This is a genomic window from Dactylosporangium sp. NPDC006015 (assembly GCF_040614215.1).
GTDB classification, from domain to species: Bacteria; Actinomycetota; Actinomycetes; order Mycobacteriales; family Micromonosporaceae; genus Dactylosporangium; species Dactylosporangium maewongense.
The window spans coordinates 140,132-156,897 of the sequence record NZ_JBEXUD010000010.1 but is presented as its reverse complement, the minus strand read 5'-3'; the positions used below and the strand labels follow the sequence as shown (position 1 = coordinate 156,897).

Annotated in this window: 15 protein-coding genes; 3 read left to right on the top strand and 12 right to left on the bottom strand. The window is 74.1% G+C overall.

Features of this window, described 5'->3' with window-relative positions; genetic code table 11:
• Positions 1–3: 3 nt before the first annotated feature.
• The 8 genes from ABZ321_RS19975 to ABZ321_RS19940 all read right to left on the bottom strand — a co-directional run bounded on the left by ABZ321_RS19975 (position 4) and on the right by ABZ321_RS19940 (position 7,804).
• On the bottom strand, positions 4–807 hold the full coding sequence (locus tag ABZ321_RS19975) for an alpha/beta hydrolase (RefSeq protein ID WP_354893124.1): 804 nt from the start codon (positions 805–807) through the stop codon (positions 4–6).
• Positions 808–853: 46 nt separating this feature from the next.
• Positions 854–1,909, bottom strand: a complete 1,056-nt coding sequence (locus tag ABZ321_RS19970) for a substrate-binding domain-containing protein (protein ID WP_354893121.1) — start codon at positions 1,907–1,909, stop codon at positions 854–856.
• An 8-nt stretch (positions 1,910–1,917) separates the two neighbouring features.
• Positions 1,918–3,537 (bottom strand): methyl-accepting chemotaxis protein, encoded by a 1,620-nt coding sequence (locus ABZ321_RS19965; RefSeq protein WP_354893118.1) that lies wholly within the window; start codon positions 3,535–3,537, stop codon positions 1,918–1,920.
• 60 nt (positions 3,538–3,597) lie between these two features.
• Positions 3,598–4,269 (bottom strand): FadR/GntR family transcriptional regulator, encoded by a 672-nt coding sequence (locus ABZ321_RS19960; RefSeq protein WP_344502654.1) that lies wholly within the window; start codon positions 4,267–4,269, stop codon positions 3,598–3,600.
• Positions 4,260–5,159: an amidohydrolase family protein gene (locus ABZ321_RS19955; RefSeq protein ID WP_354893115.1), complete on the bottom strand. Its 900-nt coding sequence runs from the start codon at positions 5,157–5,159 to the stop codon at positions 4,260–4,262. Before ABZ321_RS19955 ends, ABZ321_RS19960 begins: the two co-directional genes overlap by 10 nt.
• Complete coding sequence (locus tag ABZ321_RS19950; RefSeq protein ID WP_354893112.1) at positions 5,156–6,082, bottom strand: aldo/keto reductase; 927 nt, start codon at positions 6,080–6,082, stop codon at positions 5,156–5,158. The genes ABZ321_RS19955 and ABZ321_RS19950 overlap by 4 nt, the downstream gene beginning before the upstream one ends.
• Entirely contained in the window at positions 6,079–6,834 is a 756-nt protein-coding gene (locus tag ABZ321_RS19945) for an SDR family oxidoreductase (protein WP_344502657.1), read from the bottom strand. The genes ABZ321_RS19950 and ABZ321_RS19945 overlap by 4 nt, the downstream gene beginning before the upstream one ends.
• 76 nt (positions 6,835–6,910) lie before the next feature.
• The gene (locus tag ABZ321_RS19940) at positions 6,911–7,804 is read right to left on the bottom strand and encodes a serine/threonine-protein kinase (protein WP_354893109.1); all 894 of its coding nucleotides are present in this window, start codon (positions 7,802–7,804) and stop codon (positions 6,911–6,913) included.
• 112 nt (positions 7,805–7,916) lie between these two features.
• Here ABZ321_RS19940 and ABZ321_RS19935 point away from each other — a divergent pair, with 112 nt between their 5' ends.
• Positions 7,917–10,292 carry a bifunctional diguanylate cyclase/phosphodiesterase gene (locus ABZ321_RS19935; RefSeq protein ID WP_354893106.1) on the top strand — a complete coding sequence of 792 codons (2,376 nt, stop codon included), beginning with the start codon at positions 7,917–7,919 and terminating at the stop codon, positions 10,290–10,292.
• Positions 10,289–12,118, top strand: coding sequence for a diguanylate cyclase (locus ABZ321_RS19930; RefSeq protein WP_354893103.1), 1,830 nt, complete (start codon positions 10,289–10,291; stop codon positions 12,116–12,118). Before ABZ321_RS19935 ends, ABZ321_RS19930 begins: the two co-directional genes overlap by 4 nt.
• On the opposite strand, the gene ABZ321_RS19925 is transcribed toward ABZ321_RS19930, so the two are convergent.
• Positions 12,097–12,300, bottom strand: coding sequence for a hypothetical protein (locus ABZ321_RS19925; protein ID WP_344502661.1), 204 nt, complete (start codon positions 12,298–12,300; stop codon positions 12,097–12,099). The two genes, ABZ321_RS19930 and ABZ321_RS19925, sit on opposite strands and share 22 nt — an antisense overlap.
• Before the next feature lie 152 nt (positions 12,301–12,452).
• Here ABZ321_RS19925 and ABZ321_RS19920 point away from each other — a divergent pair, with 152 nt between their 5' ends.
• Positions 12,453–13,319 (top strand): aldo/keto reductase, encoded by an 867-nt coding sequence (locus ABZ321_RS19920; protein WP_354893099.1) that lies wholly within the window; start codon positions 12,453–12,455, stop codon positions 13,317–13,319.
• 3 nt (positions 13,320–13,322) lie between these two features.
• Here ABZ321_RS19920 and ABZ321_RS19915 read toward each other — a convergent pair whose 3' ends face one another.
• From ABZ321_RS19915 to ABZ321_RS19905, 3 genes are read right to left on the bottom strand one after another with little or no spacing between them, the layout of a single operon-like run.
• Positions 13,323–14,594, bottom strand: coding sequence for an aldehyde dehydrogenase family protein (locus ABZ321_RS19915; RefSeq protein WP_354893096.1), 1,272 nt, complete (start codon positions 14,592–14,594; stop codon positions 13,323–13,325).
• Between the two features lie 48 nt (positions 14,595–14,642).
• Complete coding sequence (locus ABZ321_RS19910; RefSeq protein ID WP_354893093.1) at positions 14,643–15,497, bottom strand: methyltransferase domain-containing protein; 855 nt, start codon at positions 15,495–15,497, stop codon at positions 14,643–14,645.
• On the bottom strand, positions 15,494–16,756 hold the full coding sequence (locus ABZ321_RS19905; protein WP_354893090.1) for a glycosyltransferase 87 family protein: 1,263 nt from the start codon (positions 16,754–16,756) through the stop codon (positions 15,494–15,496). The genes ABZ321_RS19910 and ABZ321_RS19905 overlap by 4 nt, the downstream gene beginning before the upstream one ends.
• Positions 16,757–16,766 lie beyond the last annotated feature (10 nt).

The following is a 16,766-nucleotide window of genomic DNA, read 5'->3' as shown; positions in this document are numbered from 1 at the left end:
GGCCTAGGCACGGGTGGCGGGCTGGTTGAGGAACGCGAGGACGGCCGACGCGGTCTCGGTGGGGAACTCCGAGTGCGGGTAGTGGCCGGCGCCGTCGATCATCGTGACGGTGGCGCCGATGCGGGAGGCGACCAGAGCGGCCTCGGCGGCGGGGTCGGGGAAGTCGGGGTCCTTGGTGCCCATGAGCACCAGGGCGGGCGTGCGGACCTCGCCCATGCGGGCCTCGCACACGGACACGTCGGCGGCGAACATCGCCCGCAATGCTGCCATACGGCCGGGCTCGGCGAGGTTCGCGGCGAGGGCGGCGCGCTCCGCCTTGTGGTTCGCGGGTTTGCGGGTCTTGAACAGGCTCGACCAGTACAGCATCCACAGTGGACGGAAGCGGCCGACGGCGGCGATCGCCAGGCGCATCACGGGGTTCGGCGCGGGCATGACCCTGGCGAACGGGGCGCAGAGCACGATCGCGCGGAAGAGCGAAGGGGCCTCGGCGGCGGCCCAGACCGCGCTGGCGCCGGTGTAGGAGTTGGTGAGCAGCACGGCCGGGCCGGCGTCGAGGTGGCGCAGGAGCGCGACGGCGTCGCGGGCGATCGCCTCCGGTGAGTAGTCGGACCAGACGGCGTCGGAGGAGCCCGCGCCGCGCAGGTCCATCGTGACGACGCGGTGGCCGGCGTCGACGAACAGCGGCCGGATCAGCTCGTACGTCATCCGCGTGACGCCCATCCCGGGCAGGCACAGCAGGAGCGGCCCGTCGTTGCCGCTGTCGTCGTACCCGATGCGGCCACCCTCAACAGCGAAGCTAAGTTCCATAGCTTTAAAGCTAATGCCATTAGCCAACAAACACAAGACCCGGGGCTCAGGCGATCCCCGCCGCCTTGCACGCCTCCGCGTAGGCGCCCGCGCACAGCGCCGAAGGCGTGACGAAGCCGTCCTTCACCACCGTGGACGCGATCGTGTCTCTGGTGACGGTCACCGGGTCGAGCAGGATCGACGGGACCTGGCCGGCGCCGTTGTCGACGCTCGCCGGCGCGGCCGGCCGCTTGCCGCGCACCAGGTCGTTCGCGAGGGCCGCCGCGGTCTCGGCCTCGGTGCGGATCGCCTTGTAGACGGTCATGTACTGGTCGCCGACGAGGATTCGCTGCAGCGCGGCCGTCTCCGCGTCCTGCCCGGTCACCGGCACCTGCGGTAAGCCAAAAGCCTTCATCGCGGCGATCGCGGCGCCCGCGGTGCCGTCGTTCGCGGCGTACACGCCGACGATCGTGCGCCCCCGGAGGGTCGGCAGGGTGCGGGCCGTCCACGCCTTCGCGTTGTCGGGGTTCCACTCGGCGGTGTCGGACTCGGCGGCGACGCGGACCTTGCCGTCGAGACCGGCGTGGGCGCCCTGCTTGAACAGGGTGGCGTTGTTGTCGGTGGGTGAGCCGTTGATCCACAGGATCTCCCCCGCCGCCGCCTTCGGGCCGAGGGCCTGCAGCAGCGCCGCCGCCTGCAGCGCGCCGACCTTCGCGTTGTCGAAGGAGATGTAGTAGTCGACCGCGGTCTTGAGCACCAGGCGGTCGTACGAGATGACCGGCACGCCCTTCGCGGCCGCCGCGGAGACGATCTGGCCGGCGGCGACGCTGTCGACGGGGGTGAGCACGAGGACCTTGGCGCCCTTGGCGAGCGCGTCCTGGGCCTGCTGCAGCTGGGTCGCGGCGTCCTGCTCGGCGTTGCGGTAGTCGACCTCGCAGGCCGGGCACAGCTCCGACAGCTTCTGCGCGAAGTAGGGCTGGTCGCCGGCCTCGTACCGGCTGGCCTTGCGCTCCGGCAACAGCAGCGCCACCCGCGCGGAGAAACCCTCGTCGCCGGTCTTGAGCGCCTCGGTGCAGCCGGACAGCACCGACAGCGAGAGCAGCAGCGCAACAAGGCGTCGCATACGCATCCTCAGTACTTGAAGCGCGACACGAGGCCGCGCATGTCGGAGGCCATCCGGGCCAGCTGGTCGACGGCCTCGCCGGTGCTGGTGACGCCCTCGTTGGTGGACCTGGTGGCGTCGGCGACGCCGGAGATGTTGGTGGCGATGTCGACGGACCCGCCGGCGGCCTCGTCGACGCTGTGGCCCATGGTGCGGGCGGTGACCGCCTGCTCCTCGACGGCGGCGGCGATCGAGTGCTGGTACTCGCTCATCTGCGCGATGACCTCGCCGATCTGGCTGATCGCGTTGACGGCGTCCTCGGTGTCGAGCTGAATCGCCTGGACGCGTTTGCCGATGTCGTCGGTGGCCCGGGCGGTCTCGCGGGCGAGGTCCTTGACCTCCTGGGCGACGACGGCGAAGCCCTTGCCGAAGTCGCCGGCGCGGGCCGCCTCGATCGTCGCGTTGAGCGCGAGGAGGTTCGTCTGCCCGGCGATCGACGTGATGACCTTGATGACCTCGCCGATCTCGCCGGAGGAGGCGCCGAGCTTGCCGATGGTCTCGTTGGTCGTGGCGGCGATCGAGACGGCGGTGGCGGTGACGGTCGCGGCGTGCGCGGTGCTGCGGGAGATCTCCTCGATCGCGGTGCTCATCTCCATGGCGCCGTTGGCCACGGCGGCGACGTGCTCGCTGACCTCGCCGGCGGCGCGGGCGACGAGTGAGGCGCGGGAGTTGGCGTCGGTGGCGCTGGTGTCGATCTGCCGGCTGATCGCGGTGAGCTCCTCCGCGGCCGCGGACAGCGTCGCGGAGTTGTCGCCGAGGCTGCTGACCGCCTCGCGGGTGCTGGCGGTCGCGGCGTTCAACGCGCGGGCCATGTCGCCGACCTCGTCGCGCTGCGGGATGTCGGCCTCGGCGGTCAGGTCGCCGGCGGCGACGGCGGTCAGCACGGCGTGGACGCGGCGGATCGGCCGGACGATGAGCCCGGTCAGGTAGCGGCTGAGCAGCATCGCCGCGGCGAGCCCGGCGAGCAGCGCGACGATCATGGCGATCCGCGCCCGGTTGTAGGCGTCGGCGGCGTGGCCGGCGCCGGACCGGCCGCTGGCCTGCTCGTAGGCGAGCAGGTCGGTGAGGGCCGCCATCGCGTTCGCGGAGACGGTGGCGCCGTCGCCGAGGTACGCGGCCTGGAAGCCGGGGATGTCACCGGCGGCGACGAGCGGCAGCAGCCGGTGGTCGCGGATGTTGCGGAACGCGCCCCACCAGATCTCGAAGCGGGCGAGCAGGTGCCGCTGCCTCGTCGTCGTGACCGTCGACCGGTACGCGGCGAGCTCCTTGTCGACGGCGGCGTCGGAGGCGGCGATGCCGTCCTGGAACGCCTTGCTGGCCACGGGCCCGTTGGACAGTGCGAGGTTCGCGACGTCGCCCTGGACCTTCATCGCCGACTGGCTCATCGCCGCGAGGTGCGACGAGGGCACGAGGTTGTTCCGGTACAGGTCGCCGGCCTTGGCGTTGACCTCGCCGAGGCTGCTGACCCCGACGCCGAGGACGACGGCCCCGACGGCGCAGCACACCAGCACCAGCAGCAGGAGTTTCCTGGCCACCGGCTGGTCGGCCAGCCACCGCCGTTTCGAACGCCGCGACTCTGCACGCTCCACGGATTCACCGATCGGCGGCGATACGTCCGACCTGAGCGGAACGACGGCCCGCGGCACGGTTCACAGCGCGCGGCGCAGCCACTCCTCCACGCCCGCGACGTGGATCGTCGCCCAGGAGCGGGCGAGCTCCGGCTGGCGGGCGCCGATCGCGTCGACGATCGCCTGGTGCTGCTCGCGGGTCCGTTCGGCGGCGCCCTCCTGGGTGAGGCCGCGCCAGATCCTGGCCCTGGTCGTGGGGCCGGACAGCCCGTCGATGAGGGAGCACAGCACAGCGTTGCCGGAGCCGGCCGCGATCTGCCGGTGAAACTCCAGGTCGTTGGCGACGAGCGCCTCGATCGTCGGGTCGTCGCCGAGCTGGTCGAGCACCGTCTGCAGCTTCGCGACGTCGGCGGGGGTCATCCGCTCGGTGGCGAGGGCGGTCGCGGCGGGCTCCAGGATCCGGCGCACCTCGAGGAACTGCAGGACGGTGTCGTCGCGGTGGAAGTCGACGACGAAGCTCAGCGCGTCGAGGAGCAGGTCCGGGGCGAGGCTGGTGACGTAGGTGCCGTCGCCCTGCCGGACGTCCAGGACGCGGATCATCGACAGCGCCTTGACCGCCTCGCGCAGCGAGTTGCGGGACAGGCCGAGCCGCTCGGCGAGGTCGGCCTCCTTCGGCAGCCGGTCGCCGGGGCCGAGCTCACCGGAGGTGATCATGCCCTTGATCTTGTCGATCGCCTCGTCGGTCAGTGCCATGTTTCCCTCATGGATTCCTCCGGGGCGACTGTATCGCCCGCCGTGCCGATGTCCAGCCGGTAGACCGCGGTGGCGGTCCCGGCGAAGATTGCCGCGCGACCCGCGTCGTCCGTGTCCAGCAGCACGTCGCGCAGCAGGTCCCGCATGGTGTCGAGGACGCGTCGGTACGAGGCTGCGAGCAGACAGACGGGCCAGTCCGACCCGAACATGAGCCGTGCGGGTCCGAACAGTTCGACGGCGGCCCGCACGTACGGGGCCAGGTCCGCCGCGGTCCAGGTGGTCCGGTCGGCCTCGGTGACCAGCCCTGACAGCTTCGCCGTGACGTTCGGGCACCCGGCCAGGAGCGCCAGGTCGCGCCGCCACGGGTCGAGCCCGCCGGAGCTGATCGCGGGCTTCCCGAGGTGGTCCAGGACGAACCGGACGTCGGGCAGGTCCCGGGCGAGGCGGGCCGCCTCCGCGAGCTGGTCGTGCCGGACGACCAGGTCGAAGGCGAGGCCGGCGGCACCGATCGCCAGCAGCCCGTCGCGGACGTCCGGCCGGTCCAGGTAGCCGGCCGGCTCGGCCTGCACCTGTGCGCGCAGCCCCACCAGGTGCTGCGCGCCCGGCAGCTCCCGGTACCGCGACAGGGGCAGGTCCACGGGGTCGGCCCAGGCGACCACGCCGGCGATCGACGGGGTGTCGAGGGCGTGCCTGAGCAGCACCGCGGCCTCGTCGGCGTCGCAGCGGCCGCCCTCGACGAGGACGGTGTGCGACACCCCCGCCGCGGCCAGCTCGGCCTCCAGGTCCGCGGGGGTGAACGTGCGGCGGATCGGGGCGAGCGAGGGGTCGTCGAGCCAGGTGTACCCGCCGTCCAGGTCCCACAGGTGGTGGTGCGCGTCGATGACCGTCACAGCAGCCCGGCCTCCCGCAGCGCCGGCCACAGCGACGCGGGCGGCGGGGTGCCGGCGAGCGCGGCGTTGCGGCGCACCTGCTCCGGGGAGTCGGCGCCGACGACGACGGCGGTGACGGCCGGGTCCGTGGCGGCGAAGGCGAGCGCCGCCGCCGGCAGCGTCGTGCCGTGCCGGTCGCAGGCGGCGGCGAGCTCGCGGGCCTTCGCGACGAGCGCGGCGGGTGCGGTGGCGTACTCGTAGGGCAGGTCGGCGCGCGGGTCGGGCAGCGCCAGGAGCCCGCTGTTGAACACGCCCGCGTTGTACACCTGGACCCCCGCCGCCTTGCACGCCGGCAGCAGCCGCTCCTTGGCGGTCTGGTCGAGCAGCGTGTGGCGGCCGGCGACGAGGACGACGTCTGGGGTGCACTCGACGACGACGCGGGTCAGCACCGCGGCGTCCTTCGACCCGGCGCCGATGGCGCCGACGACGCCTTCCGCGCGCAGTTCGGCGAGAGCCGGGAAGCCGGTGCGCAGCGCGACCTCCGGATGCTGCTCGGGGTCGTGCAGCAGCGCCACGTCGATCCGGTCGAGGCCGAGCCGGGCCAGGCTGGCCTCCAGGGAGCGGCGGATCCCGTCGCGGCTGAAGTCCCAGACCCGCCGGTGGGTGGCGGGCACCACGAACCCTTCGGTGTCCATGCCGCCGGCGTAGGACGGGTCGCCGACGAGGAGCCTGCCGACCTTGGTGCTGACGGTGTACTGGTCGCGGGGCCGCCCCCGCAGCGCCTCGCCGAGCCGCCGCTCCGACAGGCCGAGCCCGTAGTGCGGCGCGGTGTCGAAGAGCCGCACCCCGGCGTCCCAGGCGGCGTCGACGGTCGCGTGCGCCCGCTCGTCGTCGATCTCGTGGTACAGGTTGCCCAGCTGGGCGCAGCCGAGCCCGAGCTTCACGCCGGGGGTCGCAGTCGCAGGCCGTGCATGCCGCCGTCGACGGACAGCACGGTGCCGGTGGTCGCCCCGGCGAGGGGGCTGGCGAGGTAGGCGATGGCGTGCGCGACCTCCTCGGCGCTGACCAGGCGGCCGGTCGGCTGGCGGGTCTTGAGCGCCGCGAGCTCCGCGGCGGGGTCCGCGGCCTGGTCGAGGAGCCGGCGCACCCAGGGCGTGTCGGCGGTGCCGGGGTTGACGCAGCAGACCCGGATGCCTTCGCGGACGTGGTCGGCGGCCATCGCCGCGGTCAGCGCCTGCACGGCGCCCTTGCTGGCGCTGTAGAGGGCCCGGTCGGGCAGGCCGGCGTGGGCGGCGATCGAGCAGGTGTTGACGATCGCGGGGTGCGCGGAGCGGCGCAGGTGCGGCAGCGCGGCCCGGCTCACCCGGACCAGGCCGACGACGTTGACGTCGAGGACCCGGTGCCACTCGTCGTCGGGGTTGCTCTCCACGGTGCCGATGGCCCCGATGCCCGCGTTGTTGACCAGGATGTCGATGCCGCCGAGCCGTTCGGCGGCGGCGGCGATGCCGGCCCGCACGGTGGCGTCGTCGGACACGTCGGCGGTGATGCCGATCAGCGGCTCGGGCAGCTCGCCGGGCCGCAGGTCGAGGCAGGCGACGCGGGCGCCGCGCTCGGCCAGGTGCAGCGCCGTGGCGAGCCCGATCCCGGACGCGCCCCCGGTGACGACGGCGGCGAGCCCGTCGAATTCTCCTCGCACAAGACCCCCAAATACATCGGAGGTTTGATGTGTATCAGGCGCAAGCCACGAAACACAAGGGCTGGCCTTTCGAGATTCATCCGATGACATCGGTCGCGAGCGTCGGGGCGTCCAGCGCGTGGGGCAGCGGGCGCGGCCGGTGCGTCAGAACCGGCGGGACGTGGACCGACACGTCGACGGCGGCGGCCAGGATCAGGGCGAGGGCGACCGCCGTCGGCCGGCACTCGGGGACCTTCGACAGGCATGACGTGCACAGCTCGGCGATCTCCGGGGGCAGGCCCGGGATCGGCGGCAGCGCCTCCGGCGGGGTGAACCGGTGGGCGCGCAGGACCTGCTCGTCGGTGCTGGCCGGCCACGGGATGCGGCCGGTCAGGCACTGGTAGAGCAGGACACCGAGGGCGTAGACGTCGGTGGCGGGGCTGGCGGGCCCGGTGTCGAGGCGCTCCGGGGCCAGGTACGCGGGGGTGCCGAACACGATCCGCTCCGACGGGTGGCCGACGGGGACGGCGACCCCGAAGTCGAGGATCTTCGCGCCGGCGGGGGTCAGCACGACGTTCGCCGGCTTCACGTCGCGATGGACGATGCCGTGGCCGTGCGCGGCGGCGAGGCCCGCGCCGACCTCGGCGCAGATCCTGACCGCGACCTGCCAGTCGAGGGGGCCGGCGCGCATCGCGTCGACGAGCAGCGGGCCCTCGACGAGCTCCATCACCAGGTACGCGGTGCCCCGGCCGCCGCGGCGGGACGTGCCGAAGTCGTAGACGGCCACCACGTTGGGGTGGGCGAAGCGGGCGCCGGAGCGGGCCTCGTTGCGGGCGCGGTCGAACGCCTCGGGGTCGGCGGCGTGCTCGGGGGTGAGCAGCTTGACCGCGACGTCCCGGTCGAGGACGTCGTCGTGCGCCCGCCAGACACTCGCCATGCCGCCCTCGCCGAGTTTCGCGCCGAGGTGGTACCGCCCGCTCAAGCACCGCATGTGTATTCCATGCCCGCTTCACCGCGGAACCACACGGCAACGACCTGGGCAACCGCGCCGCAACCACCCGCGGGTGCACTCGACGTAACCCGATCACCGAGCGGAGGCGCGCGTGCACACGACGAGATGGGTGCTGCTCACCGCCGGTGCGGCCGGGATCGCCGCATCGGCGGTGACCGACGGCCGGCTCGGGCGGGTGATCTGGCTGCTCACCGCGCTCGTGTGCGCGTCGCCCCTGCTCGCGCGCATGTGGCGGGAGCGCGCCCGGGCACGCGGGCCGTGGCGGCTGGTCGCGGCCGGGTTCGCGGTCCGGCTCGGCGCCGACCTGGCATGGGGCGCCGAAGGGCTGAGCAAGGGCACGGTCCCGTTCCCGTCCTGGAACGACATCGGCTACCTGGCGTCCTACGGCCTGCTGATCGCCGGCCTGATCCGCGCGGCGGGCGGGCGGGCCCGCACCGCCCTGCTGGACGCGTCGATCATCGCGGCCGGGCTGGCGCTCGTCGACTGGATGATGCTGCTGCACCCGTACCTGCACCACGCCGACCCGGGCGGGCCGGGCGCGACGGCGCTGGCGCTGCTGTACCCGGTGTGCGACCTGGTGCTGTTCGCGGCCGGGGTGCGGGTGCTGTTCGCCGGCGCGATGCGCGACCCGGCGAACCGGCTCGTGCTGCTGGCCCTGGGCCTGCTGCTGGCGGCGAACTTCATCTTCTTCGCGCACGCCGCGACCGGCGCGACCCGGTCGGTGGCGCTGCTGGACAACGTGCTGTGGCTGCTGTCATACCTGGCGCTGGGCCTCGCCGCCCTGCCGCGGCACCGGCCGGAAAAGCAACCGCAGGAGCGGCAGACGCAGGAGCGGCGGCCGCAGGAGCGGCGGCCGCAGGAGCGGCGGCCGCAGGTGGACGCCGAGGTGGCCTCCCACCCCCGGATCCTCATGTTCGCCGGCGCCGCGGTGATCGGGCCGGTCGCGTTCGTCGTGCAGCGGGGCACCGCCGGCAACGACCACCTGTACGTGCCGGCGCTGCTGTCCGCCGCCCTGTCGCTGCTGCTGGTGCTGCGCCTCGGCGGCCTGGCCAGGGTCGCGCAGCGGCGCTCCGGCGAGCTCGACGCGCACGCGGGCGAGCTGGAGCGGCGCGGGCGGGAGCTGTCCGACGCGCTGGTGGAGCGCGAGGCGCTGGAGCACCAGCTGCGGCACGGCGCCCTGCACGACCCGACGACCGGCCTGGCCAACCGGGCGCTGCTGACCCAGCGGATGGAGTGGGCGCTGACCCGGGCCGAGCAGGGCCGGCACGCGCTGATCCTGTTGGACCTGGACCGGTTCACCGACGTCAACGACGCGCACGGGCACGCCTTCGGCGACGAGGTCCTCGTCGCGGTCACCGCCCTCCTGCGGCAGCTCGCCGCGCCCTCGGACACGCTCGCGCGGCTCGGCGGCGACGAGTTCGCGCTGTTCGTCGAGGACGTCGAGCAGCTGCGGGCCGCGCACCTCGCCGAGCACCTGCGAGCGGAGCTCAAGGCGCCGCTCACCGTCGGCGGGCGGACGGTGCACCTGACGGCGAGCCTCGGGCTGGTGCACCTCGCGGCGAAGGCCGCGCCCCGCGACGCGGTCGCCGACGCCGAGCTGGCGCTGCGGGCGGCGAAGCGCTCCGGGCGGGACCGGGTCAGCGTGTACCGGCCGGAGCTGCGCACGGCCCGCGAGACGTTCACCCGCATCAGCGCCGGGCTGCGGCACGCGATCGACCGCGGCGAGCTGGCCGTGCACTACCAGCCGGTGGTGGAGCTGCCGTCGGCGCGGATCGTGGCGGTCGAGGCGCTGCTGCGCTGGACGCCGGCGGGCGGGCCGGTGCCGCCGCTGGACTTCATCCCCGTCGCCGAGGAGACCGGGATGATCGTGCCGATCGGCGCGTGGGTCCTGGACCAGGCGTGCCGGGACGCGAAGGCGTGGCACGACCGGCACGGCGCGTCGCTGACGGTGAACGTGTCGGTGCGGCAGCTCGCCGAGCCCGGCTTCGCCGAGCAGGTGCTGCGGACCCTCGCCCGGACCGGGCTGCCGGCGTCCGCGCTCGTCCTGGAGATCACCGAGTCGGTGTTCGTCGGTGTCGCCGACGACGCGGCGCCGCTGCTCGCCGCCCTCGACGGGCTGCGCGAGCACGGGATCCGGGTCGCGATCGACGACTTCGGCACCGGGTACTCGTCGCTGTCGTACCTCACCCAGCTGCCCGTCGACATCCTGAAGATCGACCGGTCGTTCGTGCCGGCGGACCCCGCCGACGCCGCGGGCGGCGACCACGCGTTCACCCGCGCGGTGCTGCAGCTGGGCACCAGCCGGCAGCTGCCCGCGATCGCGGAGGGCATCGAGACCCAGGAGCAGGCGCGGCTGCTGCACGACCTCGGCTGCCGGCTCGCGCAGGGCTACCACTTCGCCAAGCCGGGGCCGGTCGCGCACGTCGAGGCCGCGTTCCTGCGCCTCAATCCGGCGCTGACCCCGTGATCGGGCACCTGCGGCGCGACCGTGCCCTGCTCGCGATCGCCGCGGCCGCGGTGGTCGTCGTCGGCTGCCTGCTGACCGGCGCCGGCGGGGTCCGGCTGTTCTGGACCGTGCTGCCGGTGTCCGACCTGCTGATCTGGGTGTTCGCGCGGCGGGTCGCGGCGCTGCCGCAGCTGTCGGGGGACGCGCGCCGGTTCTGGCGGCAGGCGGCGAACGCCGCGGTGTTCTTCGTCGCCGGCGACCTCAGCCAGACCGTCGTCGCGTGGACGCACCCGGGGCCGGCGGCGGCGGTGCCGAACTCGTTCCAGGCCGTGGCGATCCTCGCCGGTGCCGGCTGGCTCATCTGGGTCATGCTCAGCCACCCGGCGCCCCTGACGACGCCGCGGTTCTGGCTGGACGCCGGGTCGGTGATGATCGGCGCCGTGGTGCTCATCTGGCTGCTGTTCCTGCCGCAGGCCGGCGGCTCCCCGGTCGCGCTGCTGCTCGGCACCGTGATCATCGCGTTCGCCGGGTTCGCGGCGGTGAAGCTGGTGCTCAGCGGCAACGCGCCGCTGAGCGTGCTGGCGGCGGCGCCGATGGTGGCCGCGGCCGTGATCCAGGGGTTCGTCGGATCGCTCGTCACCGCCGACGGCCGGCACCTGCGGCTGCTGCTGGCCGCGCAGGTGCTGCCGGCGCTGCTGCTCGCCGTCGCGCCGCGGCTGCAGGAGCACTCGGTGCGGCTGGACCAGCGGTCCACGCAGCGGACCCGGCGGCCCTACAGCCTGCTGCCGTACACGACCCTCGCCGGGCTCTTCGCGGCGCTGCCGGTCGTGCTGCGCGACGGGCTCGGCCCCGACGTGTGGCTGCTGCTCGGCGGTCTCGCCGCGACCACCGTCCTGGTCGTGACCCGGCAGCTGCTGGCGTTCCGGGAGAACGCGGCGCTGCTCGCGGAGCTCGGCGCGCAGCAGGAACGCTTCCGGTCGCTGCTGGCCCACTCGACCGACATCACCTCGGTCGTCGACGCCACCGGCGCGCTCACCTACGTGACCCCGGCGACGGAGCGCCTGCTGGGCAAGTCACCCGCGGCGGTGCTCGGCACGACCGTCATGTCGCACGTGCACCCCGACGACCTGCCGGCGTTCGCGGCGGCGATGGACACGCTGCGGGCCGCCCCGAACGCGTCGGTGAGCTACCAGGTGCGGTACGCGCACGCCGACGGCTCGTGGCGGTGGCTGGACGTCGTGAGCCGCAACCTGCTGCACCTGCCGAGCGTCGGCGGCTACGTCAGCAACGCCCGCGACGCCACGCAGGCCCGGCTGCTGCAGGACGAGCTGCGGCACCAGGCGACCCACGACGGACTGACGGGCCTGGCGAACCGGGCGCTGTTCGACGCGCGGCTCGCCGCCGCGGCGGCGCCCTCCCTCGACAACACAGCCGGCAACACAGCCGGCCACACGGTCGCGGCGGTGCTCCTCGTCGACCTCGACGACTTCAAGATGATCAACGACACCCACGGCCACCACGCCGGGGACGCGGTGCTCGTGGCGGTCGCGGAGCGGCTCGCCGCCAGCGTGCCGGCCGGCGGGACGGCGGCCCGCATCGGCGGCGACGAGTTCGCGGTGCTGCTGCCGGGCTCCGGCGCGCGGGCCGCCGAGGCCGTCGCCCGCAGGTTCCTGGACCTGCTGGACGTGCCGGTGCCCGTGCAGGGCCACCGGCTGCTGGTGCGGGCGAGCGTCGGCGTCGTCGACGGCGACCCGCGGGCCGCGGAAGCGCTGCTGCGGCGCGCCGACGCCCGCATGTACGCGGTGAAGCGCGAGACCCGCCTGGCTCAGATGTCCTCGTCGAGCTGAGTCGCCCGGCGCGGCTCGCGGACCAGCTGGCCGGTCGAGTCGACCGCGCCGTCGTCGATGCGCCCACCGCGCTGCTCGTGCACGGCGCGGCTCTGCGCCTGTTCGTACTCGCGCCGCGCGGCCGCCCTGGCCTGGCCCTCGGGGCTGTCGGGATCCACCCCGGTCGGGTCCTGTGCGTTCATGACATCACTCCCAGCGGTCGGCGTGACTCCCAGGCGGTTGGCGTGAGGAGGGTCACCTTACCCATACCTCTCCGCGCTAATCCAGCCGTACTTCGCCACAGCGCTACGTTTGGACGGTTGCCTGCCATACCGTTCTGAGGAGAGCCATCCGCATGTCAGAGCAGACCAGCGTGCACGCCGCGGCGGCGGCCGGGACCATCGACCTCGGCGGTGACCTGACCGTCAACCGGCTCGGCTTCGGCGCCATGCGCGTCACCGGCACCGGCATCTGGGGCGACCCGCCGAGCCGCGCCGACGCGGTGGCGGTGCTGCGCCGCGCCGTGGAGCTCGGCGTCAACTTCATCGACACCGCCAACTCCTACGGGCCCGACGTGAGCGAGGAGCTGATCGCGGAGGCGCTGCACCCCTACGCCGACGACCTCGTGATCGCCACGAAGGGCGGCCTGGAGCGGCCGGGGCCCGGCGAGTGGACGTCGAACGGCGACCCCGCGCACCTGCGCCGCGCGCTCGACGGGAGCCTCCGGAAGCTCCGGCTGGAGCAGATCCCGCTGTACCAGTTCCACCGGCCGGACCCGAATGTGCCGTTCGAGGACTCGGTCGGCGCGCTGGTCGAGCTCAAGGACGCCGGCAAGATCCGCCACATCGGCCTGTCGAACGTGACGGAGGAGCAGCTGCGGGTCGCGCAGCGGCTGACCCCCGTCGTCTCGATCCAGAACCGCTACAACGTCGACGACCGCGGCTCCGAGTCGCTGGTCGACCTGTGCGAGCAGGAGAGCATCGTGTTCCTGCCGTGGGCGCCGATCCAGAACCTCGACGGGGTGACGGCGGTGGAGGAGATCGCCGCGCGGTACGGCATCACGACCCGGCAGCTCGTGCTCGCGTGGCTGCTCGCCCGGTCGCCGGCGATGCTGCCGATCCCGGGGACGGGGTCGGTGGCGCACCTGGAGTCGAACGTGGCGGCGGCGTCGGTCGCGCTGACCCCGGCCGAGGTCGCGACGATCACCGCCGCCACGTCCTGAGGCTCAGGCGCTGACGTCGCCCGCCCGGTCGGCGGGCACGACCACGTACTGGCGCAGCGACAGGTCGCGGAAGGTCACCGGACCGCGCGGCCCCGGCACCCGGTCGATGTTGATGCCCGTCTCCGGCAGCGCGAGGAGCTTGAACCCGTCGAGGAGGCGGGTGGTCGCGTTCCAGAAGGCGCCGGTGCCGGCGTAGGCGGCGAGGAACTCCCGTGCGGCGGCGGTGGACTCGGTGACGATCCCCGCCGCCAGCCCGGACGTCTCGTCGTTGGCGATGCGGGCCGCCTCCTGGACGTCGGAGACCGGGGCGATCGTGACGGTCGCCTCGCCGGCGGAGTCGAGGGCCCACTCGTAGCCGAGGGCGTGGCTGTGCGGCGGCAGCGACGCGGCGATCGCCGGGGTGCGGGCGGCGAGCGCGTCGACGACGCCGGGGACGGTCGCGTCCCAGATCGCCTGGTGGACCAGCAGCAGGTTGAGCCGGTTGCACACGCCGAGCCGGTCGAGGCCCGCGTCGATGAGCGCGGCCGCCTTGGCCGGGTCGGCGGCCTCGTCGAGGTAGAGGACGCCGCCGCCGTCGGCGTGGGCGAGGGTGCGCACGCCGTGCAGGGCGGCGCGCTCGGCGAGGCTGCGGGTGCTGTCGCCGCTGCCCCGGAGGATGACGAGCGGGATGAGGCCGGGCTGCGACACGAGCGCCTCGGCGCTGTCGCGGCCCTTCGCCCGCACCAGCTGCACGGCGGCGGGGTCGAGGCCGGCCTCGGCGAGGGCGGGCGCGACGACGGCGTCCATGAGCGCGACCGCGGACGCCAGGGCCGCGGAGCCGGTCCGCAGCACCCCCGCGTTCTGCGACTTGACCAGCTGCGACGCGACGTCGACGGTCACGTTGGGACGGGCCTCGTAGTTGGCGCCGATGACCCCGACGGGCCGGCGCCACTCCTGCAGGACCAGGCCGCCGTCGAGGGTGCGGATGGTGCGCTGTGCCGGCTCGGCCTCGACCCCGGCGAGGATGTCGAGCTGGGCCGCCATCGCGGTCAGCCGGGCCTCGTCGAGCTTCAGCCGGTCCAGCAGCCCGCCGCTCATCCCGCCGGCCCGCGCCGCCGCATGGTCCTCCTGGTTGGCGGCGAGGATCGCCTCGCGGGCGCCGCCGCCGAGGCGGCGGGCCATGCCGCGCAGCGCCTCGTCGATCGTCTTGGCCGGCGCCGCGGCGAGTGACGGCGCGGCGGCCCGGGCGGCGCGGGCAGCCTCGGAAACGGCCTCGGACGACGGCGAAGCGGACACGCGGCACTCCCGGGGAACGACGACTGGTGAAGCCCAGATTCTAGAGCGTCACCGTTTCCGGGCCTGGAGGGTGTACGTCTGCGGCAGCCGCCACGGCCGGTCGGTGAGGCGGTGTTCGCCGTGCTCGTCGGCGGTGGTGCGGCCGGGCAGGGCGTCCCACGGCGCGCTGTCGTGCTCCCGCAGCATGGTGAGGTCCAGGCCGGCGTCCATGACGGCGGTGACGATCTCGCCGAGGCCGTGGTTCCACTGGTGGGTGGTCGTGCTCTGGAAGACGGTGTCGGTCTCGACGTAGGTGCCGTCCTCGTCCCACACGAGGGGGTCCTCCCGTTCGAAGTACGCCTGGTCGATCGCGAGGAGACCGTCGGGGCGGGTCTCGTCGACGGCCCACAGCATCGGGTGGCCCTCGCGGATGAACAGCCGGCCGCCGGGCTTCAGCAGCGCGGCGACGACCCCGGCCCAGCGGCGGACGTCCGGGAGCCAGCAGAGCGCGCCGATGCCGGTGTACACGAGGTCGAAGGAGCCCGGTTCGAGCACCCGCGGCGCGTCGTACACGTCGGCCTCGACGTAGCCGATGTCCGCCCCGGTCGCGGCGGCCAGGGCGCGGGCCTCGGCGAGCGACGCGCCGGAGAAGTCGAGACCGGTGACCGCCGCGCCGAGGCGGTGCAGCGACAGCGTGTCGGTGCCGATGTGGCACTGCAGGTGCGCGGCGCGCAGGCCGCGGATGTCGCCGAGCCGCGGCAGGTCGAAGCGGACGACGTCGCTGAGGAAGGCGGGGTCGTCGAGGAACCGCTGCCGGGAGTAGCCGGGCGACGCGGCGTGGGCGGGGGCCCGCTCGTCCCACTGGGCGCGGTTCAGGTGCAGGTATTCGGAGGCTGCCGAGAGGGCGCGACTGGGCTGATTCACACGGTCGAACCTGCCACGCCCGCCGGCGCCCCGACAGCGGTTTTCCCCGGCCGCAACCACACCGCCGCGAGGACCAGCAGAGCGACGCTGACCAGGGTGTACGTGTCGCCGACCAGCCGTTGCACGCCGTGCCAGGTCGCGGGGTCCTCGATGTCGGGTAGATGCCACAGCAGGCCGCGCGGGGCGGCGATCCGATCGCCGCGGCCCTGCATCGGCCAGGCGAGGAAGGCCATCGCGAGCAGCCCGGGCAGCCCCGCGGCGAGCCACCGCAGCCGGGCGGGGACCTGCGCCACGACGGCGGCGGTCGCGACCAGCACCGGCACGATCCAGGCGTAGTGGTACGTCCACGACACCGGCGAGACGAGCAGGCCGGTGAGCGCGGTGCAGGCGACGCCGGCCAGCTCCTCGCCGCGGAGGTGGGCGGTGCGGGCGACGGCGAACCCGAGGACCCCCACGACGGCGGCCAGGGCGTAGTAGACGGCGGTCGAGCCGGTCCAGCGTTCGGCGAGGGTGTGCAGCGACTGGTCCAGCGACCCCCCGAGCGCGCTGTCCTGCGTGACCCGGCCTGAGCTGGCGAACATGCCGGTGAACCAGTACTGGGCCGAGTCGCGCCCGTCGGTGGCGAAACCGAGCAGCGTCAGCGCGGCGAACGTCCCGGTGGCCGTCGCGGCGGCCCGGAACCGGCGGGTGACCAGCAGGTACACGATGAAGATCCCGGGCACGAGCTTGGCCGCGGTCGCCACCCCGACGGCCACACCCCGCAGCCGGTGCCCGTCCGGCAGCGCGAAGTCGGCGAGGACGAGCAGCACCAGGATCATGTTGATCTGGCCGTCGTTGAGGTTCGCCTGGACGGGCTCCAGCCACAGGGCGCCGGCGGCGAGGGTGAGCGCGGCACCGGCGACGCCAGGCCCGCCGCGCAGCCCGGCCATCCGGAGGCTGAGCAGGCAGACCCCGACGAGCGAGGCGACGGTCAGCGCGTTGAGCGCGACGAGGGCGTGGGCGCTGCCGAGCCGGGACAGCGCGTCGAAGGCGAGCAGCGTCACCGGCGGGTAGGTGAACGGCCAGTGCCCGGCGGTGAACGCCAGGTCGTAGACGTGCGCGTGGTGCCGGAACGCGGCGCCGGCCTGCACGTACACCTCGATGTCGCGGTCGTCCAGCTGCGGGCCCTCGATCCTGGCCACCTGCAGGTAGCTGGCCAGCGACACGACGAACGCCAGGGCCCCCGGCAGGGCCAGCCAGTTCGGGACGTTGCGCTGCACGGCCGCAGCG